The sequence below is a fragment of the Paenibacillus sp. J31P316 genome, from assembly GCF_056269105.1.
In genome coordinates this window covers 119,549-142,872 of record NZ_JBWDNI010000009.1, presented here as the reverse complement: position 1 = coordinate 142,872, position 23,324 = coordinate 119,549, and the positions used below count along the sequence as shown (strand labels likewise).

Annotated in this window: 18 protein-coding genes; 6 read left to right on the top strand and 12 right to left on the bottom strand. The window is 56.3% G+C overall.

Translation table 11 applies throughout. The features are described 5' to 3' along the window. Positions 1 to 3 precede the first annotated feature (3 nt). Both AC0YNU_RS22860 and AC0YNU_RS22855 read right to left on the bottom strand, forming a co-directional pair. On the bottom strand, positions 4 to 1,464 hold the full coding sequence (locus AC0YNU_RS22860; RefSeq protein ID WP_475760961.1) for a CapA family protein: 1,461 nt from the start codon (positions 1,462 to 1,464) through the stop codon (positions 4 to 6). 44 nt (positions 1,465 to 1,508) lie between these two features. After that, positions 1,509 to 2,510, bottom strand: a complete 1,002-nt coding sequence (locus tag AC0YNU_RS22855) for an MBL fold metallo-hydrolase (protein ID WP_475760959.1) — start codon at positions 2,508 to 2,510, stop codon at positions 1,509 to 1,511. A gap of 265 nt (positions 2,511 to 2,775) precedes the next feature. Between AC0YNU_RS22855 and AC0YNU_RS22850 the strand changes: the two genes are divergently transcribed. The 3 genes from AC0YNU_RS22850 to AC0YNU_RS22840 are packed head-to-tail and all read left to right on the top strand — an operon-like array spanning position 2,776 to position 6,310. Then, positions 2,776 to 4,104, top strand: a complete 1,329-nt coding sequence (locus tag AC0YNU_RS22850; protein ID WP_475760957.1) for a spore germination protein — start codon at positions 2,776 to 2,778, stop codon at positions 4,102 to 4,104. Next, positions 4,101 to 5,216 carry a GerAB/ArcD/ProY family transporter gene (locus AC0YNU_RS22845; protein ID WP_475760955.1) on the top strand — a complete coding sequence of 372 codons (1,116 nt, stop codon included), beginning with the start codon at positions 4,101 to 4,103 and terminating at the stop codon, positions 5,214 to 5,216. The genes AC0YNU_RS22850 and AC0YNU_RS22845 overlap by 4 nt, the downstream gene beginning before the upstream one ends. Beyond that, entirely contained in the window at positions 5,213 to 6,310 is a 1,098-nt protein-coding gene (locus tag AC0YNU_RS22840; protein ID WP_475760953.1) for a Ger(x)C family spore germination protein, read from the top strand. Before AC0YNU_RS22845 ends, AC0YNU_RS22840 begins: the two co-directional genes overlap by 4 nt. A 165-nt stretch (positions 6,311 to 6,475) precedes the next feature. Here the strand turns inward: AC0YNU_RS22840 and fni are convergent, their stop codons facing one another. Beyond that, positions 6,476 to 7,540, bottom strand: a complete 1,065-nt coding sequence (gene fni / locus AC0YNU_RS22835; RefSeq protein ID WP_475760951.1) for a type 2 isopentenyl-diphosphate Delta-isomerase — start codon at positions 7,538 to 7,540, stop codon at positions 6,476 to 6,478. 197 nt (positions 7,541 to 7,737) lie between these two features. Between fni and nagB the strand changes: the two genes are divergently transcribed. Then, positions 7,738 to 8,460, top strand: a complete 723-nt coding sequence (gene nagB, locus AC0YNU_RS22830) for a glucosamine-6-phosphate deaminase (protein ID WP_475760949.1) — start codon at positions 7,738 to 7,740, stop codon at positions 8,458 to 8,460. A gap of 3 nt (positions 8,461 to 8,463) precedes the next feature. Further along, positions 8,464 to 9,660 (top strand): N-acetylglucosamine-6-phosphate deacetylase, encoded by a 1,197-nt coding sequence (nagA, locus tag AC0YNU_RS22825; RefSeq protein WP_475760947.1) that lies wholly within the window; start codon positions 8,464 to 8,466, stop codon positions 9,658 to 9,660. 111 nt (positions 9,661 to 9,771) lie between these two features. Here the strand turns inward: nagA and AC0YNU_RS22820 are convergent, their stop codons facing one another. The 8 genes from AC0YNU_RS22820 to citZ form a co-directional block, all read right to left on the bottom strand. Then, on the bottom strand, positions 9,772 to 10,704 hold the full coding sequence (locus AC0YNU_RS22820) for an NHL repeat-containing protein (protein WP_475760945.1): 933 nt from the start codon (positions 10,702 to 10,704) through the stop codon (positions 9,772 to 9,774). A 171-nt stretch (positions 10,705 to 10,875) separates the two neighbouring features. Next, positions 10,876 to 11,679 carry a DeoR/GlpR family DNA-binding transcription regulator gene (locus AC0YNU_RS22815; RefSeq protein ID WP_475760943.1) on the bottom strand — a complete coding sequence of 268 codons (804 nt, stop codon included), beginning with the start codon at positions 11,677 to 11,679 and terminating at the stop codon, positions 10,876 to 10,878. Next, on the bottom strand, positions 11,680 to 12,636 hold the full coding sequence (locus AC0YNU_RS22810; RefSeq protein ID WP_475761039.1) for a sugar kinase: 957 nt from the start codon (positions 12,634 to 12,636) through the stop codon (positions 11,680 to 11,682). A 47-nt stretch (positions 12,637 to 12,683) separates the two neighbouring features. Further along, positions 12,684 to 13,109, bottom strand: coding sequence for a hypothetical protein (locus tag AC0YNU_RS22805; RefSeq protein ID WP_475760941.1), 426 nt, complete (start codon positions 13,107 to 13,109; stop codon positions 12,684 to 12,686). A gap of 72 nt (positions 13,110 to 13,181) precedes the next feature. Continuing rightward, positions 13,182 to 15,473 (bottom strand): DNA helicase RecQ, encoded by a 2,292-nt coding sequence (gene recQ / locus AC0YNU_RS22800; protein ID WP_475760939.1) that lies wholly within the window; start codon positions 15,471 to 15,473, stop codon positions 13,182 to 13,184. A gap of 106 nt (positions 15,474 to 15,579) precedes the next feature. Then, positions 15,580 to 16,521: a malate dehydrogenase gene (gene mdh, locus AC0YNU_RS22795; RefSeq protein WP_475760937.1), complete on the bottom strand. Its 942-nt coding sequence runs from the start codon at positions 16,519 to 16,521 to the stop codon at positions 15,580 to 15,582. Positions 16,522 to 16,810: 289 nt separating this feature from the next. Beyond that, positions 16,811 to 18,103, bottom strand: coding sequence for an NADP-dependent isocitrate dehydrogenase (gene icd / locus AC0YNU_RS22790; protein WP_475760935.1), 1,293 nt, complete (start codon positions 18,101 to 18,103; stop codon positions 16,811 to 16,813). Between the two features lie 150 nt (positions 18,104 to 18,253). Further along, on the bottom strand, positions 18,254 to 19,366 hold the full coding sequence (citZ, locus tag AC0YNU_RS22785) for a citrate synthase (RefSeq protein ID WP_475760933.1): 1,113 nt from the start codon (positions 19,364 to 19,366) through the stop codon (positions 18,254 to 18,256). A 313-nt stretch (positions 19,367 to 19,679) separates the two neighbouring features. Here citZ and AC0YNU_RS22780 point away from each other — a divergent pair, with 313 nt between their 5' ends. Continuing rightward, positions 19,680 to 21,194 (top strand): Ppx/GppA phosphatase family protein, encoded by a 1,515-nt coding sequence (locus AC0YNU_RS22780; RefSeq protein ID WP_475760931.1) that lies wholly within the window; start codon positions 19,680 to 19,682, stop codon positions 21,192 to 21,194. A 21-nt stretch (positions 21,195 to 21,215) separates the two neighbouring features. Here the strand turns inward: AC0YNU_RS22780 and ppk1 are convergent, their stop codons facing one another. Further along, positions 21,216 to 23,276 (bottom strand): polyphosphate kinase 1, encoded by a 2,061-nt coding sequence (gene ppk1, locus AC0YNU_RS22775; protein WP_475760929.1) that lies wholly within the window; start codon positions 23,274 to 23,276, stop codon positions 21,216 to 21,218. Between the last annotated feature and the right edge of the window lie 48 nt (positions 23,277 to 23,324).

Below are 23,324 nucleotides of genomic sequence, written 5' to 3'. Positions count from 1 at the left end.
TCCTCACTCCTTCGACAGAACATGGCCTTGCGCATCGATTGCGGCGTTAATGGAAATGCCCGATATTCGTTTCAGCAGCGCGGCCGCCTCTTCGCCTTCGAGCAGCGCGGGCTGCGACTGCACGGCGCGCATCGGATGCAGCTTGAGCGAGCATTTGCCTGCGGCATTGCAAGCGGCATCCAGGACGCCGGTATCGGCCGTCCGTTTGTCCGGCATGCCGCTGAAGACGAAATTACCCAGGCTGTACGCGATCCATTTGCCTTTGTACGACTCGAAGCCTTCCAGAAGATGCGGATGACTGCCGATGACCAGATCCGCTCCGGCATCGACGTATGCATGTCCAAGCCGCGTCTGGTCCGCATTCGGCATATCCTTCAGCTCCGTACCCCAGTGAACCATGACGACGACGATATCCGCGTCGGCCTTCGCTTTCTTAATGGCGGCTACGGCCCGTGTCGGGTCATACGTTTCCGCGAGCCCTGGGTGGTTCTTATCGGCCTTCCAGGAACCTACGGGAACGACGCGGGTCAAGCCGAGATAAGCGATCCGAATCCCGTTCACTTCCTTAATCACCGGCTTGAAGGCTTCCGTATCATTAATGCCCGCTCCCATGTTCGGCAGCTTCGCTTTGTTCAAATAATCGATCGTATCGAACAGACCTTCTTCGCCTTGGTCCAACGTGTGATTGTTAGCCAGGCTGACCACGTCTACGCCGGCAGCGATCAGGGCAGGCAGCGCATCGGGCGAGGATTTGTACACGTACTGCTTATCCGGCGCCGGCGTCCCCCGAAGCGTGACGGGCGTCTCCAGATTCGCCGCCGTCACGTCCGACAGCTGCAAGTACGGCAGCACCTTCGCGTACGGATAATCGTATCCGTTCTTCAGCATGAGCTTCTCTACCGAAGCAGCCAGCAGAATATCTCCGGTGAAAGTCAAGTTGACCTCATCCCCGTCTCCAGTAACTGCAGCCGCGTCCCCGGACGACCCTTGCGACGAGCCGGTATTCCCGCCCTGACCACCGTCCGTGCCCGCATTCGTATTCGTGGCCCCGTTCCCGGAGGAATCCGGCGTTTGTCCATTCGAGCCTTCACTGCCGCTAATACCGTCAACAGCGTTTCCTTCGTCTCCGTCCGCAGCGCCGCTTCCAGCTTGATCCTGCTGACCGCCTTCATTCGCATTGCCGCTGCCGGCGCCAGCTTCATTGCCGCCATTGCCAGCATTGCCATTGCCGGTCTGCGGGGAGCCGCTTGTTCCTTCGTCTTCCGCACCGCCTTGTGCCGGTGTTTGATTGCCATTCGCAGACGCATCCAGCTTGCTTCCGTTATCCTGTCGCTGCACGACATAAACCACGGCAACAATACCGATCAGCACCAATAGAGTGAGATTCACGATAAGCAGCTTCTTCATCCGCTTGGAACGCTGCTGCTTCTGGCGTTGATGGGCTTCAGAGCGTGACATGACCATTTTCTGCGGGCTCCTTTTTCTCGGGCTAGCGGTTGTCGCTTCCCCTATGCAATGTACGTGATCTCCTTCTCCTGTACGCGTCTCGTAATCAGTTTCCGCTGCTCCAGATAAAAGACATGCGCAAGCGTCTCCGACATGGCGAACCGCATATGATGCGCATCGCCTGCAATTCGTTCGCCGAAGAGCCGCATACATAGCGAGTAAGCCGAGCCGGAGGCTTCGCGGAGCATCTGGACGATGTCCTCCAGTCTGCGCTCATGATGGGCTGCCAGCTCCTCCGCCCGCTCCGCGAAGCGTTCGAACGGCTCCCTGTGGCCGGGAAACGCAAGCTCGACTTCATAGGCGGCCAGCTCCCGGAGACTGATCAGAAACCGTTCCAGCTGCCTGTCGTCCTCGCCTGGCACGACGCTAATATTCGGCGTAATCGTCGGCAGCACCTGGTCGCCGCAAATCATCCAGCGCTTCTCCGGTGCGTAGAAGCAGAGCTGGCCGCCTGCATGGCCCGGCGCGTCGATGGCCTGCCAGTCCAAACCGGCCAAACGGACGGTTTGTCCCGCTTCAATGAAATGCACCTCCGGCTGCGGCTCCACTTTCGCGACGAAGCTGTCCAAGTGAGGCCCTAACTGTGCAACGACTTCCGGCGGCATGCCGTGCAAGGCATAGAGTACCGATAGATCCGCGGCAAAAGCGCTGCCTCTATCGCTTCCCCATAGGCGCTGCGTATAGGCATACGACTCCTCCGATAGGTAGACAGGAGCACCACTGCGCTGCTGGAACCACCCGGCAAGCCCGTAATGATCCGGATGCTGATGCGTCAACAGAATCGTATGAATGTCCCCGATAGCAATGGCGTGCTCCGCCAACACCGCTTCCCAGGCCGCGACGGCTTCCACCGTATGCAAGCCCGGATCGATCAGCGCGTATCCCCGCTCATCCCGCAGCAAGTAGCTGTTCACCCATTTCAATGAGAAGGGCAGCGGCACTCTGACCTGCAATATGCCGCCTGGCCGCTCCGTCGCGGCCGGTCTTCCTGCAATTCCGCTCAATTTGTTATCCTCCCGATCCCGATCAGCGTGATGGCGCGGTCGTCCAGAACGATAAGGTCAAGCTGGCGACACTTACCCGCTCCCCATCCGCAATGCCTATCACGCAAAAGCCTAAACTCCTCTAATTGTACCGTACGGCCGCTATTCTGGCAAAATGCTGCTAGACGGATATTTTCCAAATTGGACATCCATACTATACCAATCCGCCAAACGGCTTCCAATCGAGCAGCCGGCCGGACATTCATCAAGAGAGGACGGTACCGTCATGCTGAACCGGATCGAAACGCTGTTTGCCGAGGCGCGGGACCTGACTCTGAACCGTCTGCAGAACGATACATTGGTGATCGAGGTTGCCTATATCTCCACGCTTTGCGACGAAAGTAAGGTCAGCGATTTTATACTCGTGCCGTTCACGAAACAGGAAATCCCGTTCGAAGACGTCGTAAAACGCAATCCCTCCTTCAAACGGCTCGACGACCCTGCCAAATGGGCGGAAACGATGCTGCACGGCTTCGTGCTGCTGCAATTGAACGGTGTCGTTTACAAGCTGGACGTCGCTCGCATCATTCGCAACGAGAATCCCCAAACGATGGTGGAAACCGTCATCATGGGACCGCAAATCGCGCTTAGCGAAGATTTGATTGATTCCGTCAATATTATTAGAAGCCGTTATCCGAGCGAAGAGCTGTCCGTCGAAGAGAGGACGATCGGCACCATCTCCAAAACGCGCTTGCTGCTCGTATTCGATAAGCACCGGGTAGACGCCACCGTGCTCAGCAACATCCGCGCGAAGCTGGAGCGGATCTCCGATCCCATCTTCACGGCAACCGGAGAGCTGGTTCGTTCGCTGGGCGACCGCTACCGGCTGTTTCCATCCATGATGGTGACGGAACGTCCGGACCGGGTCTGCACCGGAATCGAGGACGGCAAAGTGATCTTGCTGCTCCAGGGCTCGATGTTCGCCATCGTGCTGCCATCTACGTTCTTCGATTTCATGCACGCGGTAGACGACAGCTATGATTCCTTCTGGATGACGCGCGCCATGATCGTGCTGCGGTATTTCGCCGTCGTGCTGACGATTACGCTGCCTGCCCTCTATGTCGCCATCATGTCGTACAACCCCGAGCTGTTTCGGGTGCAATTAACCTTCTCTATATCCGGAAGCCGTTCGGCCGTACCGTATCCGTCGTTCGTGGAGGTATTCATTATGCTGTTCATGATCGAATCGCTGATCGAGGCGAGCGTCCGTCTGCCCAAATACATCGGCTCCACCGCAACGACCGTAGGCGGCTTGATTCTCGGTCAAGCGGCGCAGCAAGCCGGCCTCGTCAGCAGCATCATGATTATCGTCACGTCCGTCGTCGCGATATCCAACTTCGTCATTCCCGTCAACAATATGTCGACGGCGATCCGTTTCCTGAAATATCCGTTGATCATTCCCGCCATCTTCTTCGGCATCTCCGGGGTTGCGCTGGGCATCTTCTGCTATCTCATTTATTTGTCCGATCTGCGCAGCTTCGGCAAGCCGTATTTCCATCTGTTCGGACGGACGCTGGGACAGACGAGCGACGTGGGGCAGGTGAACCAGGAATGAACCGTTATTTCTACTATAACATCGCGCTGGTCAGCATGCTGAACCTGATGCTCTTCGTTCCCTATCTGCTTATCCAGCACCGGTATGACGGCTCGATCATGTCCATGGCATGCGCCGCCGTCGTCGGCAGCATTCTCGCCCTGCTCTTCACGCATGTCATGAAAACCTATCCCGGCAAAGGCCTGCCCGAAATTCTGGCGCTGTTCTTCCCGAAGTTTCTGGCGATTCCGTTCATGCTCGGGTGCGCGTTCATGTGGCTGACGGCGGCCTCGATCGTGCTGTATACCTATTCCGTGCTCATCAATCGATTCTTCAACCCCGATACGAGCTCGATCCTCGTGCTGACCTTCATGGCCTGCGTCTGCTTGTACGGGGCGACCAGATCCATGCTCACGGTCATCGTCGTGATGGAGGTGATCCTGGTGATCTGCACGCCGTTCATCTTGTTCGTCTTGTTCAAAGCGGTCCGCAGTCCGCTGCTGGATTGGGATGCCATTCGCACGGTCGCGCATTACTGGGATCGGCTGCCGAAGGTCAAGCCGTTCGCTTCTTCCTTGTTCGTGTTCACCGGTTACATGAACTTCTTCATGTTCAATCGGCTGAACTCGCCGAATTTCAGACTGCGTTTCCGCTGGGCGATTCCCGTATTCTGCAGCATGATCCTGGTTGCGTCCTTCTTCGTGCCGATCGGCTTTCACGGAACGGAGGGCGCTGCCGACTATTTATATATTTGGAGCGTCACCTCGGATTCGCTCGTCATGAGCTACGGTTTCATCGAGCGGGTCATATTCGTTTTCCTGCTGCTCTACTTGATGCTCTCGCTGATGTTCGCCACGATCGGCTGGCATTTGGCAATGGAGCTGGTGAAGAGCTGCCTGCCGAAGCCGAAGAAGGCTGTCGATCCTTCGAAGACGCCCCGTGCCAATTGGGTGATCGTCTGCTTGTTCGTCGCCATGACCATTACCTATGCCTACACGTTCAACGAGAAACAAAACCTCGAAATCACGAGTTATTGGATCGTCCTGCGTGCATGCATGGAAATCGCATCCGTCCTCTTCTTGTTCGCGCTCAGCTTGGCAGGGACCGGGAAAAGAAAGAAGCTGGAGTCATGAAAAGCATCCGTATTCCCCTGCTGGCTCTAGTGCTGCTGCTTCTGCCGCTTACGGGCGGCTGCGGCTTCAGGGACATCGATAAACGGTTCTTCGTCGTCGCCATGGGCATCGACCCGGCAAGCAACGGCGCAAAGGGGTTTAATATCACCCTGCGCCTCGCCATCCCATCGCCGAAGATCGAACCCGGCGCAGGCAAGAATCAAGTCGTCTCCATTCAGGCCACGTCGATTGCGGAAGCCGTGCGGTTGTTAAAGGCCCATGTCGACAAGGAATTGGATTTCGGCCATTGCAAGGTATACATGCTTGGCGAAGGACTGGCCAGAAACAATTACACCGACATGCTGCGCTGGCTGTCACGCCGAAGGGATGTGCAGAGCGTCGCTTACATGGCTGTCGGCGAGCCCGACGCGAAGACCATTCTGAACATCGCGCCTCCGGCCGAACGTTATCCCGGCAATACGCTCTTCCTTATGTTCGGGAAGGACGGCACGCAGTCTTCCTATCTCGTGCCGGTGTACGTGTTCGATTTCATTCGGAGAGTCGACGAGCTTGGCATCGATCCCGTGCTTCCGATCATCCGCGCGGAAGACAAGAGCTACGTGATTACCCGGCTCGCCTTGCTGAACAAGTCGAAGCTGGTCCAGACGATCTCTCCTGCCGAGACGGAAACCTACAGTCAGATCCGCAATCAGGATTCGAAATCGACCGTCGCCGCCGTGAAGGACGGCGACACGATGGTCATCAACGTGGACCGCATCAACTCGCACTATAAGATTGTGAAGACAAACGGCGAGTACGTGCTCCGTCTGCATCTTCGTGTCAGCGGCATCTTCGAGGAAGCACCGCTCGGCATTTATGAAACGGACTGGAATGATCTGGAGAAACTGTTCAACGAACAGATCGCCGCGGAGATCGAGAAGCTCTTCAAGAAAGTGCAGCATGCGGGCGTGGATCCCTTCGGCTTCGGCCTGCGCTACCGGGCTACGCATGCCGGCAATCCGCAAACATGGAAGGACTGGGAGCGCATCTATCCGAATTTGAAATTCGATATCCATGTCCGGGTGAAGATCGATGGAACGGGGATGGTCAAGTAAAGCGGTTCGCAAAGAAGCGCAGTAGCAAGGGAGTCCAGACGTAAGGAGCACAGAAGCAAGGGAGTTGGGACGTAAGAAGTGCAGTAGCAAGAGAATTCAGTCGCAAAGGAATACAGACGCAAACAAGGGCAGTACCCGCAGCTTGCACGGGACTGCCCTTGTTTATTATCGGAGCGGCAGCAGCCGATCCGTCGTACGAAGCTGACCGATCGTCTCGGCTCCGATGCCGAACATCGCGGCGCGAAGCTCGAATTCGATGCGCTCCATCTGGCGCATCAGGGAGACCGCGCTTCCGCCTTCCGGATCGGCCGCTCCGCCGAGCAGCACGCGTCCGTAACCGGCGAGATCGGCTCCGAGCGCGATCGCCTTCGCGGCATCTACTCCGTTCACGAGACCGCCGCTCGCGATGACCGACGCGTCCGGCAGCGCTGCGCGGATGTCGCGCACGCAAACTGCGGTCGGCGTTCCCCAGTCGGCGAACGCGTCTGCCGCTTCCGCAAGCAGCTCGTCGCGCGCGCGGTATTTCTCGACCTGGCTCCATGACGTTCCGCCCGAACCGGCGACGTCGATGAACGATACCCCCGCTTCGAGAAGGACCTTAGCCGTCTCGGCATCGATGCCCCAGCCGACTTCCTTAACGCCGACAGGCACATCCATCAAGCGGCACACCTCGGCGATTCGGTTGAGAAGGCCGCGGAAGTTCGTATCGCCTTCCGGCTGGAATACCTCCTGCAAGCTGTTCAGGTGCAGGACCAGCGCATCCGCTTCCGCGAGCTCCACCGCCCGCCGGCATTGGTCGATGCCGTACCCGTAGTTCAGCTGCACAGCGCCGAGATTGGCGATGACCGGTATACCGGGTGCCAGCTTCCGAATTTGGAACGTAGCGGCCAGCGCTTCATTCTCGATTGCGGCCCGCATGGAGCCAAGCCCCATCGCCCAGCCGCGCGCTTCGGCTGCTTCGGCAAGCCGTTCGTTGATCCGGGCCGTTTCTTCCGTGCCGCCGGTCATCGAGCTGATTAACAACGGTGCCGCGAGCCGCTTGCCTAGAAAAGATGTCGAAAGGTCGATCTCGCGGAAGGAAATTTCCGGAAGTGCTTGATGATGGAACCGGTAGCCGTCGAAGCCCGTTCCGATCCCGGTGCTTTGCACCTGCTCTTGCAGGCATATGCGTATATGCTCGCCTTTCCGTCTTGCGGTGACGGCGTGCTCTGCATCCAATCTGTCTGTCATGCTGAAATAGTGCTCCTTCCATCCCTGGCCATATCCATCCATCATGGCATAGACGCGACGCTGGAGCAAGTCCAAGGAATAGAATGGATATTTTGACTTTTACAATCTATTAAATGACTTTTTCAATCATTTTTATTGTTGTCATGAACATAATGATTTATAATAAAGTCATAATAACGCTTCAGGAGGCGCTTGCGATGCAATTGAAAACTTTTGATTCTCCGGCTGACTTGGACCAATACGCTGCGCAGCTGTTTGCTGCGGCTTTAAAGGAAAATCCGGAATCGACCCTCGGCTTGGCTACCGGCTCGACACCGATCGGAATTTATGAAAAAATGATCATGCTGTACGAAAAAGGAGAAATCTCCTTCAAATCCGCAACGACCTTCAATTTGGACGAATATGTCGGACTCTCGCCGGACCATGAGCAAAGCTACGCGCAGTTCATGAGCCGTCACTTGTTCTCTCATATTGACCTGCCTGCCGGCAATGCCCATCTTCCCAAAGGCACCGTGGCGGATTTAGAAGCGGAATGCGCGGAATACGATCGGATGCTCGAGGAACGCCCCGTCGATATTCAGCTGCTCGGTCTCGGCCATAACGGCCATATCGGCTTCAACGAGCCGGACGATGAACTCCAAGGCGGCACGCATATCGTGGAGCTCGAGCCCGAGACCCGCGAAGCCAACGCCAGATTCTTCGATTCCATCAACGAGGTGCCGACCCGCGCCATCACGATGGGGGTCGGTTCCATCCTGAAGGCCGAATCCATCCTGCTCGTCGTTAAAGGCGCGGACAAAGCCGAGATCGTCAAACAAGCGCTGCGGGGACCGATTACGACGGACTGCCCTGCATCGCTGCTGCAAACGCATAAGAACGTAACCGTATTGGTTGATCGAGAGGCTGGGAGGTTGTTGTAAATCATGAACACAGCAGAGGGAAAATGGCTCATTCGCGGCGTAAACGCCGTCATCGGCGATGACATTGTCCGAGACGCTGCCGTTGCTGTTACGGACGGTATCATTACGGAGATTATGACGGGAGAAACGCTGCCTGCTCCCACTACGGAGGATAGAACGATCGTCGATGGAAACGGCGGCTGGCTGCTGCCGGGATTTATCGATCTTCATGTGCATGGCGGCTTCGGCGCCGATTTCATGGATGCTTCGAGCGAATCCTACGATGCCATTGCGTCCTTCCACGCTTCTCACGGCACGACGCGCATGCTGGCGACAACCGTCACCGCATCGCCAGAAGCGATTAAAGACGTGCTTGAAGCCACCGCTTCTTATCGCAGCGGAGCAATGCCTTTTGCGAGCTTGGAAGGCGTGCACTTGGAAGGGCCTTTCATCAGCGAGCTATGGCCGGGCGCTCAAAACCCGAGCTATATTTCGCAGCCGCGTCTGGACTGGGTACAAGCTTGGAACACGGCCTATCCCGGCTTGATCAAGCAGCTGACGCTGGCACCCGAGAAAGAAGGTTCGGCTGCGGTCATCTCGTATTTGGCCGAGCACGGCATCGTTGCGGCTGCCGGTCATACGGATGCGCTCTATGCGCAAATCGAAGCAGCGGTCGAAGCCGGCCTGACGCAAGCCGTGCATACGTTTAACGCCATGCGGGCGCTGCATCACCGCGAGCCGGGTACTGTCGGCGCCGTTCTGAGCGACAATCGGATTTATGCCGAGCTCATTGCCGACGGCCATCATGTCCATCCGGCCGCGATTCGTCTGCTCGTACAGTCCAAGCCGCGCGATCGTGTCATTCTCATCACCGACGCGATATCCGCTGCCGGCTTGGGCGATGGCGGCTACGAGCTCGGCGGCCTTGAAGTCGATGTCCTTCAAGGCGTTGCCCGCCTTCGCCATGGCGGCGCCCTTGCGGGGAGCACGCTGACGATGATCAACGCCTTCCGTTTCGTGCTGGAGCATACCGACCTTAACGTAGCTGAGGTTAGCCGCATGGCGAGCAGCAACCCTGCAAGGCAGCTTGGCTTGCAGCATGTCACCGGCACGATCGAGGCAGGCAAGCATGCCGATCTCGTGCTTACGGACGCTGCCTTCACCGCTGTCAGCCATACCTGGGTACAGGGAAGACTCGTGCATAACGCAAGTAATGCCTAACTAATAACGCAATTCATAGCGAATAAGAAAGCCCATGGAATCCGGGAAACCGGCATCCATGGGCTATTTTTTATTTCTTGATGCGTTCTTGTTACGGAAGCGATCCGAAACTTACTTTTGTCTGATCAGCTTCGTGATGCGACCGTCGAAAATCCATTCTGCCACGAATACATTGCCCTGCGAATCCACGCATACGCCATGCGGCGAGCTGAATTTGTCCGGACGGTAGTAGGATTTAGGCAGGTTCGGCCAGCCTTCTTGCTTATACGCCTTTTGGTCCTCGCCCAAGTGCGTGATCAAGCGGTCTTCGCTGTCCAGAACCGTGATGCGGCTGTCCAGATCCGGAAGATAAACTTCATCGCCGAAGAAATAGAAGCTGCACGGTTTGTCGAGGTTATGATCCACGAACCGCTTGTGCTCGCCTTCCAGCGTGAACACATGAATACGTCCGTTGCCGCGGTCGGCCACATAGATTTCCGGCTCGCTGCCGCGAAGATTGATCGAAATGCCATGCGGCTCGATCACTTTGCCCGGCTCGGAGCCGCGGCCGCCGAACGTACGGATGTATGTGCCTTTCGCATCGTACTGATGAATGTGATATTGGCCGTAACCGTCGGATACGTAAATATCGCCGTTTGGCGCTACGCATACGTCTGTCGGGACGTAACGGCGCTCCGTATCGTAGAGATCAGGGCGATCCGGCGTGCCGATCTCGAGCAGTACGTCGCCGTTCAGCGTCGTTTTGACGACCAGCGCACGGTTCGTGTCGGCGAAATACAAGTATTCGATGCCGTCATTGTCGCGGTGCAGGTAGAAACCATGCGCCCCGCCTTCGAATTCCGCGCCCCACGAGGTTTTGAAATTGCCGTCTTTGTCGAATACGACGACGGAATCCTTGCTCGTGTTATGTACGTAAACGTTATCATTTTCGTCGACTACGATACCATGCGTATATCCGTAAGTAATACCCTCGGGAAGCTTGCCCCAGCCGCTGGCTACTTCATAAGAATGCGTTGCGCTGCCAATAATGAGTTTTTCAGACACGGATCATTTCTCCTTTTCAAATATAATCCTCCCTAGTATACCAAATAATGATTACGGGAGAAGGAAATTTTTTTCCGATAAACGGCTGCTGCTCGTCCTTAATAAAAAAGCGTCCGCAGTGCCTGAGCACGATGCGAACGCTTATGTTTTTGGAAGCAGCAGCAACGATGACTAAATGCTGATCTCCTGCTCTCCGCCGGCGATAACCGTCTGGATGCCGTTTGCGCGCGCAATGGACGCGAGCTGCTGCGGCAACTCCTGATCGGTTACGAAGCCCTGCAGTTCCGAGAGCGAAGCGATCGAGAACAGCGAGGTGCGGCCGATCTTCGTATGATCGAACATCGCATAGGTCGCCTGGGAGCGCCGAATCATCGCCTTGGCAATATGGGCTTCCTGCTCGGAATACGTCGTGATTCCTCCGGTAGAGGAGACGCCGTCGACGCCGAGAAACATTTTGCCGATATTCAGCTGCCCGATCATGCCTTCGCCAAGCGGACCGCACAGCTCGAAGCTGTTGTGCCGCATCATGCCTCCGGTCACGACGACATTGATCTCGCTTCCCGCCAGCTCCATGGCCACGTTGACCGTGTTGGTCACGACGGTAATGCCTCGGCGCGTCTTAAGCAGCTTCGCCAGATAATAATTCGTCGTGCCTCCGGACAGCCCGACGACATCGCCCTCTTCGATCAGCCCCGCAGCGGCGGCTGCGATTCGCTCCTTCTCGAGGAAGAATAAACCTTCCTTCTCGGCGAAAGGCAGCTCGCGAACCGCGTTCATGCCGTCGTACATAGCCCCACCAATCGTGCGAATGACGGGCTCCGCCTTCTCCATCAGTTCAAGATCCCGCCTTGCAGTGGCCTCGGAGACGCCGAAGCGCTCCACGACTTCCTGAATGGTGATCCGCCCCTGCCGTTTCAGCACGTTCATGATCCCTTCGCGCCGGCGCTGCCCCTTCGACGATTGCATGTCAGCCATTTAACGCTCCACCCAGCCTTTGTCCGATAATCTGCCGTACGCGGTCTTCCAGTCAGGCAGCGCTTCCCAGTCTCCGCGCATTTGCACGACGAGCGCGCCGTTGATGCTGCCGAGGCGGACGGCTTCCGCCGGGGTCATGCCTTTCAGCAGTCCTGCCAGGAAGCCCGAGCAGAATCCGTCGCCCGCGCCGACCGTATCGATGACTTGATCGGCGGGATAGAACGGAATTTCGACGGCCTTGCCGTTCTCCAGCACGACGGTCGTGTCGCCTACGCCTTTGATGACGCTGATCGCGTTCAACCGGGACAGCTTCTCCTTCACCGCCTCGAAATCATCGGTCTCATAGAGCATGCGCAGCTCGTCCCAGCCCGGCAGGAAGTAATCCGCCATTTCTGCCAGCGGCAGCACGACGCGCCTTGCCTCCTCGATCGACCAAAGCTTCAAGCGCAGATTAGGGTCGAAGCTGATGCGTACGCCCGCCTCTTTGGCCGCTACGGCGGCTGCCAGAAGCGTTTGGTGGCAGCTGTCGCTGAGCGCGGGCGTAATGCCGGTGATATGCAGGATTTTGCAGCCGCGGATGTAATCCAAATCCAAATCGTCCGGCGTCATCCGACTGGCCGCGGAATGTTTACGGAAATAATGCACGGCAAGCTTGCCGGCCGCCATTTCACGGAACATCATGCCCGTCGGCGCATCCGAGGAAAGCCGCGCCCGAGAAACGTCAACGCCTTCGCCGCGGAGCCGCTTCAGAATGATCCGACCGAATGGATCGTCGCCAAGCGAGCCGAACCACCCTACCGAGCAGCCGAGTCTCGCCACGCCGATCGCCACGTTGCTTTCAGCGCCTCCGAAGCTCTGCTCCAACGTCGAAACATGCTCGATACTACGGAATTCCTGCGGCATAAACAGTGCCATCGTTTCCCCGAACGTCAGCAAATCCGGTGACTGCGAATTCAACAACCGTAACCCCTCCACTATGCTTTGTTCTGTTTATGATCCAATGACTATTTCACAATCGGATGCTGCATGAAATAGATCGTCACCAGATAAATGAGCAGCAAAATCACGCTCAGCGTACGTACCTTCGCGATATGCGACGAAGCGCTCTCCCCGCCCTGGATCGAAGCCGCAATCCGCTTAAGCGGTTTCGAGATGATGCCGCCGATTGCGGCAATCGCCAGGAACAACACGGTGACGATAATCATCCATACGACTTTATAATCGGCTTGCGACATCAAATACCCGCCCGTAAGAAGTTGAAGAACCAGGAAATATTGTGCAATGCGGTTAGCGGACGCCAATCCTTCTGCCAGTCCGGCTTGCCCCCCGCCGTCAAGCTTGGTCGCACGGCCGGCCATAAACGGCAGGGCAATGTAGAACCCCAATCCAGCTGCGCCGATCAAATGCAAAAATAACATAAAACTAGACATCAAGCGTCCTCCTCGGAAAATATATTCATCTGTAAGTATACTAAAACTAGCCAGGCAATTCAAAAAAACGCTTTACTCTCCAGCAGACGACAGGCGATGCTTGACGATGGCGGCTTTAATCGCGAAATAATCCACGTCTTCCGGCAAAGCTTCCTTGATCGGCTTCAGCTTCTCCGCGCCTACTTGGGCAATCGTCTCCACGATCAGCGCCTCGTGCTGCGGCGGAATGAAATCGCTCCACGGCAGCTCTTCCCCTTCTTCCCCGCAGCGCAGCAGATGGTTCTCGATCGTGACGCGGCTCATCCCGCGGAGGGATGCGATCTCCGCCAGCGTTCTGCCTTCGGCGAACAGCGTCAACGTCTGCATATGGCTCGACAAACCTTCCAACCGGGTTAGCTCTTCCGCTCCCGATGGGCTTGATGCCCCCGTCTGTCTCGGTGTCTCCGTCTCAGTCGAGGAGCTGAAGATGCCTCCCGCCGCAGTCTGCGCGTAATCGTCAGACTGTTCGTCTGCCCCAGGGTTCTTCTGCGCCAGACTGGCATTCCCGCTTTCGTTCCTGCTGCCTTGCGCACCGTCCTTCTTAAACTGCCGGACGATGGCGATGACATCGTGACCGTACTTGCTTACTTTCGCGGCTCCGATGCCTTTAACGGCAAGCAGCTGCTCCGAATTCACGGGCTGTCTGTCCGCGATTTCCCTCAAGGCTGCATCGAAGAACAGCATGAACGGCGGAACCTTCTCCCGAGCGGCCGTCTCTCTGCGCCATTCTCGCAGCGCTTCGAACAACGGCGCATTCGCTGCCGGCAGAGCGGAACCGGCCGTCTCTCTGCGCTTCGCCGCCGCGCTCTGGCGACGTTGGACTTGAATGCTGCCTTCCAGCACGGGCAATGCTTCCGCCGTCAGCGACACTGTCGGATATTCGCCTTCGCTAATGCGCAAATATCCTTCCGCGACGAGGAAATACATCAAGTCCGAGATATCGCGCTCGGTCCATTGACGCATCAAGCCGTACGTGGACAAGCGGTCGAAGCCGAATTCGAGAATCCGCTTCTCCCGGGAGCCTTTCAATACTTTCGCAGCCATCGAGATGCCGAACCGGCCTTTGAGACGACCGACGCAGGACAGCGCCTTGCGGGCGTCCTCCGTCACGTCCACCATGGCGCTGACGTCCATGCAGTTGCTGCATTTGCCGCATTCCGGCACGTCCGCCTCCCCAAAATAGCGCACGATATACTGCAGCAGGCATTTCTCCGTCCGGCTGTAATGCATCATCGTATACAGCTTGTTCAGCTGGATCGTCTTGCGATCCGGATCTCCCGTTCCCCGATCAATGAGAAAACGCTGTACCTGTACGTCCTGCGGCTCGAACAGAAGCACGCATTCGCTCTCTTCCCCGTCGCGGCCCGCACGGCCCGCTTCCTGATAGTACGATTCCACGTCGCCTGGCATCTGCCAATGAATGACGTAGCGGACGTTCGGCTTGTCGATCCCCATTCCAAACGCGTTCGTCGCCACCATGACCCGATTCTCGTCGAACCGGAACCGCTCCTGCGCGTCCGCCCGATCGTCGTCGTGCAAGCCGCCATGATACTTGCCTACTGCGATGCCGAGGCGCGACAGGTCGTCGCAAACTTCCTCTGCCTCCTTGCGCGTCGCCGTATAGACGATGCCCGATTGATCGGGGCGCTGCTGCACGAAATCCCGCAAAAACTTCCGTTTATCCGTTCCCGTAACGACCGACAACGTCAAGTTCGTTCGCGCGAAACCCGTGACGAAAATATTCGGGTCGTGCAGGCCCAGCATGGCGGCAATATCCTCTGACACTTCCGGAGTCGCCGTTGCCGTGAACGCCGCAACCGGCGGACGGTTCTCCAAGCGGCCGATCCAGCCGGCAAGCTGACGGTAGCTTGGACGAAAATCATGGCCCCATTGGGACACGCAGTGCGCCTCGTCGATGGCGATGAGGGGAATGTGCATCTGCGCGGACAACGATTCGAACATCCCGCTGTCCAGCCGCTCCGGCGCGACGTATAGCAGCTTATAGGCGCCCTGCGAGGTTTGTCTGACAACCTCCCGATACGTGGCCGCATCCAGCGAGCTGTTCAAGAACGCCGCGGGAACGCCCAGCCGGTTTAACGCGTCTACCTGATCTTTCATTAGGGAAATTAGCGGCGATACGATGATCGACGTACCTGGCAGAAGCATAGCCGGTATCTGATAACATATAGACTTCCCGCCGCCCGTCGGCAGAATGGCCAGCGTATCTTTGCCGGTCAGCAAGCCGTCGATAATATCGCTTTGGCCTTTCCGGAAGCTGTCATAACCATATACTCGTTTTAACGTCTGCAGCGCTTCCTGTTGCATGCAATCCCTCCATAACGGATGATGATTTCGTTTGAAAATAGGAAGACCCTGACGGTACTCAGTCAGGGTCTCATAGGCTTTATGAGCGTGGATACGATGAATGTAATTAGCCAGTGACGACGGCAATGACGCTGCGTACGGAATTCGCGGATTTCTCAAGCGCCGCTTTCTCGTCTTCCGTCAGCTCAAGCTCGAACACTTTCTCGATGCCGTCGCCGCCCAGAATTGCAGGTACGCCCATGAACAGGTTGTCATACCCGTATTCGCCCTGAAGTAGCGCGATAACCGGCGTAATCCGTTTCTTGTCCTTCAAAATCGCTTCCGTCATCTGTACCAGCGATGCCGCAGGCGCGTAATACGCGCTGCCGTTGCCGAGCAGATTAACGATTTCACCGCCGCCAACGCGCGTGCGCTGGACGATGGCTTCAATGCGTTCAGCCGAAATCAGCTTCTCGATCGGGATCCCCCCGACGTTGGAGTAACGAACGAGCGGAACCATATCGTCGCCATGACCGCCAAGCACGAATCCGCGGACATCTTCCACGGATACATTCAACTCTTCAGCGATAAAGGTGCAATAGCGAGCCGTATCGAGAACGCCGGACTGGCCGATGACGCGGTTTTTCGGGAATCCGAGCGCATTGTAGGCCACGTAAGTCATCGCATCGACCGGGTTGGACAGAATGATGACATAGGCTTCCGGACTTGTCGCTTTAATATTTTCGCAGACGGATTTCACGATGCCTGCATTGGTGTTGACGAGATCGTCGCGGCTCATGCCGGGCTTGCGCGCGATTCCCGCCGTAATGATCACGACTTGCGAACCCTTCGTATCCTCGTAGTTCGAGGTCCCGATGATTTTGGAGTCGATGCCTTGAACGGGCGTCGATTCCATCATATCGAGCGCTTTGCCTTTCGTTGGGTTCTCGAGCTGCGGGATATCGACGAGCACTACGTCGCCAAGCTCTTTTTGCGCCAGCATCAACGCCGTAGTCGCACCTGTGAAGCCGGCGCCGACAACCGTAATTTTATTGCGTTTAATCGCCATTTCAGGAAAAGCCTCCTATCGTTTGCCGCTCACAGCGGCGATATGGATTTGTCGCGTTAAGCGGCCGCTTAAGACTACCATGCGCTGCAAGCGCCAACCTATTTAAACGGCGTAAGAGCGAACAAGAACCGCAGTGGCTAAGCCATGCGATTCTCGTGTATGCCCTGCACGCCGTATCCACCAAGCGCTTCTCCGGATCCTTTTAGGAGGAGCTGAAGAATGCACTCGATTTTATAGGATGCACATGAAATATAGGAGTTATACATGAGGGTCTATCGACCCTCATAGATTACAGATGTTTGATGATCTCGTCAGCAAACGCCGAGCATTTCACTTCCGTCGCGCCTTCCATCAGGCGGGCGAAGTCGTACGTAACGGTTTTGTTGTTGATCGCTGTTTCCAAACCTTTGTAGATGGAGTCAGCCGCTTCCTGCCAGCCCAGGTGCTCAAGCAGCATGACGCCGGACAGGATAACGGAACCCGGGTTAACGACGTCGAGGTCCGCATATTTCGGAGCCGTACCGTGCGTTGCTTCGAAGATAGCATGTCCAGTCAGGTAGTTGATGTTGGCTCCCGGCGCGATACCGATGCCGCCTACTTGCGCAGCCAATGCGTCGGAGAGGTAGTCGCCGTTCAGGTTCAGCGTTGCGATAACGTCGAAGTCCGTTGGGCGAGTCAGTACTTGCTGCAGCGCGATGTCGGCGATTGCGTCTTTCACGATCAGCTTGCCAGCTGCTTCGGCGTCTTTTTGCGCTTTGTTAGCCGCATCCGTGCCTTCTGCTTCTTTAATGCGGTCGTATTGACCCCATGTGAACGTTTTGTCCGCGAACTCTTGCTCGGCTACTTCATAGCCCCAGTTCTTGAACGCGCCTTCTGTGTATTTCATGATATTGCCTTTATGAACCAGCGTCAGCGTTTTGCGGCCATGCTTGAGCGCGTATTCGATCGCTGCGCGAACCAGACGTTTGGAGCCTTCTGCCGAAACCGGCTTGATGCCGATACCCGAAGTTTCAGGGAAACGGATTTTGTTTACGCCCATTTCGTTCTGCAGGAAGGAGATCACTTTCTTCACGTCTTCGGAGCCGGATTGGTACTCGATGCCGGCGTAGATGTCTTCTGTGTTCTCACGGAAAATGACCATGTTTACGAGTTCAGGGCGTTTGACCGGGGAAGGCACGCCGTCGAAGTAACGAACGGGACGCAGGCAAGTGTACAGGTCAAGCTCTTGACGAAGCGCAACGTTCAGGGAACGAATGCCGCCGCCGATCGGCGTCGTCAATGGTCCTTTGATAGCGACGATGTATTCGCGAATTGCAGTCAGCGTGTCGGCAGGAAGCCACTCGCCGTAGTTATTAAATGCTTTCTCGCCGGCGAAAACTTCGTACCATGCGATTTTCTTCTCGCCGCCGTATGCTTTATCGACTGCTGCGTCCAATACGCGCTTGGAAGCTTTCCAGATGTCGCGGCCCGTGCCGTCGCCTTCGATGAAAGGAATGATAGGGTTGTTCGGCACTTGAAGCACGCCGTTATCGATCGTGATTTTCTCGCCTTCAGTAGGCAGAGCGAATTTTTCGAGTTGCATAAAATAAATTCCTCCTAAAATGGTTTTGTACGGTGCGCATAATGATGACGGGAGCCGGCGGCGCAGCTTGAACGGCTGACTGCCAACACCCCGTCAGGGCAAGGGCGGCGAAGGATACCTTAGCCGCCCGACTGCATATTCGATCCTGCCTTAGCGCTGCGTGATCGGCGTTACGGTCTGATCAACCGGACCTGTGTATTCCGCGCGAGGACGGATCAGGCGGTTGTTCTCGTATTGCTCCAAGATATGAGCGGTCCATCCCGACGCACGGCTGATCGCGAAGATCGGCGTGAACAGGTCGCGCGGAATGCCGAGCGTCGTGTATACCGATGCCGAGTAGAAGTCTACGTTCGGCTTCAGTCCTTTTTGGCCGGTGACGAGCTCTTCGATTTTGACGGACATTTCATAAAGCTCCATGTTGCCCGTCAGTTTGCCCAGCTCGCGGGACATTTTTTGAAGATGCTTCGCGCGCGGGTCGCCGTTTTTGTAAACGCGGTGGCCGAAGCCCATGATTTTCTCTTTGTTCGCCAGTTTCTCGTTGATATACGATTCCACGTTGGCAAACGATCCGATTTCTTCGAGCATGACCATAACCGCTTCGTTCGCGCCGCCGTGCAGCGGTCCTTTGAGCGCGCCGATTGCAGACGTAATGCCGGAATAGATATCGGACAGCGTCGCTACCGTTACGCGCGCCGCGAACGTGGAAGCGTTCAGCTCATGATCGGCATGAAGAACAAGCGCTTGATCCAATGCTTTGACCGCTACTTGATCAGGCTCCGTGCCGTTCAGCATGTAAAGGAAGTTGTAAGCGATGGAGACGCCGTTTTTCGGCGCTACCGGCTCTTTGCCTTCGCGGATGCGAGCGAACGCGGCGATAAGCGTCGGAATTTGAGCTTGAATTTTGATGGCTTTCTTGATATTCGCTTCTTTGGACATATCGTTAGCCTGCTCATCGAACAGAGCAAGGCTGGATACAGCTGTGCGAAGGGCCGCCATGGAGTTGGTTCCGCTCGGGTAGATCTTCAAAGAATCCAGTACGCCGGCAGGAAGTGCCGCGTATTCTCCGAACTGCTGAAGCAAGTCGTTCAGCTCGGATTGGTTCGGCAGCTTGCCGTACCACAGCAGGTACGCCACTTCTTCGAAAGATGCGTTCTCTGCCAAATCGTCAATGTTGATGCCGCGATAAGTCAGAACGCCGTCGATGATCGAGCTGATCGAGGAAGTCGTAGCGACAATACCCTCCAGACCTTTGGTTGCTGTCATGTTTCTCTCTCCTTTAGCGCCTTTGTATTTAAAAAATTCGTAACAAGTTTAACAATAGATGGATTCGAGTTCCGTATCGTCGTACTCAATCATATCGGATTTCGGCCCGGAATGAAACAAAACTAGACATAAAAATGCTTTATCGCTACCATAAAAGCTTTTTTCCCGCACGAAAACCCGATTTCGTGATAAGAATCCTCCCATGATTTTACCCCAATCGCCAGCCTTTTACCCGTTTGAAGCAAACAAGCTTTGTTGAAGCTTGCGTCAAATGGTAAAATGGGCAATAGGCTATCCGAAGGAGGTTCTCCTATTGACGGAACAACGCATCGGCATTATCGATATCGGCTCCAACTCCATCCGCTTGGTCGTTTATGAGCGGACCTCCAGCGGCGCACACCGGGTTATCGACGGCAGCAAACGGGCTGCGCGGCTGAGCGAGCATTTGGACGAGGACGGCTCCCTGCCGGACCGGATCATTCAAGAGCTCATTGATATGATTAACCATTTCCGATTAATTTGCGCACAACATAAGACAGGCCTTATCCGTGCCGTCGCGACAGCCGCCGTTCGCAATTCCACGAATCGGAGCCACGTCTTGAGCCGTATCGAGTCCGAGACGGGGCTGCCAATCGAGCTGATCTCCGGCGAGGAAGAAGCCGGCTTCGGATTTCTCGGCATGATCAATACGATGTCCGTCACGGATGGATTTCTGATCGATATCGGCGGCGGCAGCACGGAGGTCTCGCTGTTCAAGAACCGCGAGCTAGTCCGGGCCGTCTCGTTTCCGTTCGGCTGCGTCAGCCTGACGAGCCGGTTCGCGAATGGCGGCATGCTGTCCGATGTCCAGCTAAGAGAGCTGGAGCAGCACGTGGGGCAGGCTGTCGAACGAGAGGCGTGGCTCAAGAACGAGCCCGGACTTCCGCTCGTCGGCGTCGGCGGCACCGTCCGCTCGCTCGGCAAAATGCACCAGGCTTTCGTGAAATACCCGTTCGAAAGCACGCATAATTATCCCATTGAAGGTCAAGCCACGGACGAACTTATTGAACTGCTCCGGAAGCTGCCGGTCAGCAAACGCAAAAATTTCCCTGGGTTGTCCAAAGACCGCGTCGATATTATCGTTCCCGGCCTGGCGATCCTCCGGTCGATTTTCCGCACCGTCGGCGCTTCGCATTATTTGATCTGCGGCGCAGGCCTTCGCGATGGATTGTTCTTCTCCACCCGTTTCCCGGAACGGCCGCGGATGGACGATGTCGTCATGTACAGTGTAAACAATTTGGCCGCCCTGCATCCTGAAGCGCCCATGCAGCATACGTCGCAGGTCAATCGCATCGTGCTTCAGCTGGCAGAAACGCTGCAAGTACACAGGCCGTCGCAAGACCGCTCCCTGCTATTCATCGATATCGCTTCAACGCTTCACCGGATCGGAGCCAGCATCGATTATTACGATTACAAGCGGCATACGTTCTATCTCATGGTCAATTCCCGGCTGAACGGCTTGTCCCACCGCGAATTGCTCCTCTGCTCGCTGATCGCCTCGTACAAAAGCAAAAACCGCACCAAACAGAACGCGGCGCTCTATAAACCTCTTTTGTCCGAAGAGGATATTGCCCTGATCTGCAAGCTGGGTACGCTGCTTCAGCTGGCGATCGCGCTGGACCGCAGCGAGACGCAGGCAATCGGCAAGCTGGTCGTCGAAACGTTGGACGGCAAGCTGCGCCTGCATGCCGTCAGGGCAAGCGGCTCCCTGGACGTGGAGCGAAAAGAAGTCGAAGCGCAGGCCAGTGATTTCAAGAAGCTATGGGGCCTCACGCCTGTCCTTCTGTAGCTTGCTCCGCGCCTTCCCAGGTTAGCTCTTCCACTTGCGGATGCTCGTGGCATAGAATTGGCTGCGCAGCGGCTTCAGGTCATTCTGAACTGCCTCATAGCCGCCGCTCGACTGCAGTTCCCGCGCCTTCGAGTTATCTTCCAAATTCATGCGAAGCACGTTGATAAGCACTTTGCGCAGTCTGCCGTCGAAAACGGGACACATGAGCTCGATCCGGCGGGTCAGGTTGCGCGTCATCCAATCGGCGCTGGAGAGGAACAGTTCCTCGTCGCCGCCATTTCGGAAATAGATGATGCGGGCATGCTCGAGAAACCGGTCCACGATGCTGATAACGCGAATGTTCTCGCTTAAGCCCGGCACGCCGGGACGAAGGCAGCATACGCCGCGGACGATCAGCTCGATGCGAACGCCCGCCTTGGAAGCCTCGTACAGCTTATCGATCATCTCTTGATGCGATAAGCTGTTCATTTTTGCGATGATATGGGCGGGTTTTCCTTCGGCGGCATGCGCCTTCTCCCTGTCGATCAGGCTGAACAGCTTCTGCTTCAGATCCGTCGGCGCAACGCCGAACGCCTTCCACTCGTACGGTGACGAATAGCCGGTGATTTCGTTGAACAGGGCGGAAGCATCCGCTCCGATGACGGGGTGGGAGGTAAACAGTCCGATATCCGTATAGAGCTTTGCCGTATTGTCGTTATAATTACCCGTTCCCACATGCACATACCTGCGCAGCATGCCCTGCTCCCGGCGCACGACCAGCGTGATTTTCGCGTGCGTTTTCAAGCCTACAAGCCCGTATACGACATGGCATCCGGCTTTCTCCAGCTGACGTGCCCAAGCGATATTGCGCTCCTCGTCGAACCTCGCCTTCAGCTCCACGACCACCGTTACCTGCTTGCCGGCTTCGGCAGCCAGCGCCAGCGCCTGTACAAGCGCGGATTGGCCGCTTACCCGGTACAGCGTCATCTTGATGGCCAGCACATTCGGATCCTGCGCCGCATCCATGACGAAATCCGTTACGGCATCGAAGGATTCATACGGATGATAGACAAGCACGTCTTCCTGCCGAAGGACGGCGAACATGTCGTCCGTTTCTTCGAATTCGAGCGGATAAACCGGTTCGATCCGGGGGTACTTCAAATTCTCGTAGCCATCGAGCGAGCCGGCGAAGCGCATCAGGAAACTGAGATCCAGAGGCCCGTCGATCTCGAACAAATTCTCTCCCTGCTCCAGCTCTTCCTTCAACATTTGCAGCGAGTACGTATGCATGCCCTTGCCGTATTCCAGCCGAACGGGAAGCCCCCAGCGCCTTCTCCGGATCTCCTTCTCGATCTCCTCGAGCAGATCCTCCGCGCCTTCTTCGTTCAGCGTCAAATCCGCATTGCGGGTCAAACGAAACGGATCGACGGCAATCGTCGTATATCCATTGAACAAGGTGTTGATATGCCGTTCAATCAGCTGCTCCAGCAGCACGAATTCATGTTTCTTGCTGTTGATCCGACCGGGAACCGGAACGAACCGTTGCAGGATGGAAGGTACCTGTACGATCGCGAAGAACGGCTCCTCGTCAAGCTCGGGCCCCTCGCCGCGGCCAAGCAGCACCGAGAGATACAGCTCCTTGGAATGAAGCAGCGGAAACGGCCGGCTCTGATCCACCGCCATCGGGGTCAGTACCGGGAAAACGATTTCGTGAAAATATTCATCGACCGCTTTAAGCTGAGGCGGATTCAATTCTTCGATGGTCCGGAAACAGATGCCTTCCTTCGACAGCCCGCGCAGCACCTCGCGGTACGTCCGGTATTGGTCGGCAACCATCTGTCCGGTTCTCTTCATTAGTCTCTTCCAAAGGCCGGCCGGCGTGTAACCGGTAAAGTCGGGCTTCGTATAGCCGGCTTTCATCTGATCTTGGATGCCCGCGACGCGAACGCTCATGAATTCATCCAGATTGCTTGACACGATTGCCAAAAATTTGGCGCGCTCCAAAAGCGGATTACCGGGATCCTGCGCTTCTTCCAGTACTCTGCGATTAAACTCGACCCAGCTGAGATCACGATTTACATAAGGCGAAATGGTTTTATTCATCGATCCGGGATCCTCCTGCTTGTCGAATATCCCTATTATGTAGGCTTA

Bases quoted from the DNA above. Each gene is read 5' to 3' on its own strand.
- citZ (WP_475760933.1), bottom strand. From the start codon at position 19,366: ATGACAGCAACCAAAGGTCTGGAGGGTATTGTCGCTACGACTTCCTCG.
- AC0YNU_RS22850 (WP_475760957.1), top strand. From the start codon at position 2,776: ATGCTGAACCGGATCGAAACGCTGTTTGCCGAGGCGCGGGACCTGACT.
- AC0YNU_RS22840 (WP_475760953.1), top strand. From the start codon at position 5,213: ATGAAAAGCATCCGTATTCCCCTGCTGGCTCTAGTGCTGCTGCTTCTG.
- recQ (WP_475760939.1), bottom strand. From the start codon at position 15,473: ATGCAACAGGAAGCGCTGCAGACGTTAAAACGAGTATATGGTTATGAC.
- AC0YNU_RS22845 (WP_475760955.1), top strand. From the start codon at position 4,101: ATGAACCGTTATTTCTACTATAACATCGCGCTGGTCAGCATGCTGAAC.
- AC0YNU_RS22815 (WP_475760943.1), bottom strand. From the start codon at position 11,679: ATGGCTGACATGCAATCGTCGAAGGGGCAGCGCCGGCGCGAAGGGATC.
- AC0YNU_RS22860 (WP_475760961.1), bottom strand. From the start codon at position 1,464: ATGGTCATGTCACGCTCTGAAGCCCATCAACGCCAGAAGCAGCAGCGT.
- icd (WP_475760935.1), bottom strand. From the start codon at position 18,103: ATGCAACTCGAAAAATTCGCTCTGCCTACTGAAGGCGAGAAAATCACG.
- nagA (WP_475760947.1), top strand. From the start codon at position 8,464: ATGAACACAGCAGAGGGAAAATGGCTCATTCGCGGCGTAAACGCCGTC.
- fni (WP_475760951.1), bottom strand. From the start codon at position 7,540: ATGACAGACAGATTGGATGCAGAGCACGCCGTCACCGCAAGACGGAAA.
- mdh (WP_475760937.1), bottom strand. From the start codon at position 16,521: ATGGCGATTAAACGCAATAAAATTACGGTTGTCGGCGCCGGCTTCACA.
- nagB (WP_475760949.1), top strand. From the start codon at position 7,738: ATGCAATTGAAAACTTTTGATTCTCCGGCTGACTTGGACCAATACGCT.
- ppk1 (WP_475760929.1), bottom strand. From the start codon at position 23,276: ATGAATAAAACCATTTCGCCTTATGTAAATCGTGATCTCAGCTGGGTC.
- AC0YNU_RS22805 (WP_475760941.1), bottom strand. From the start codon at position 13,109: ATGTCTAGTTTTATGTTATTTTTGCATTTGATCGGCGCAGCTGGATTG.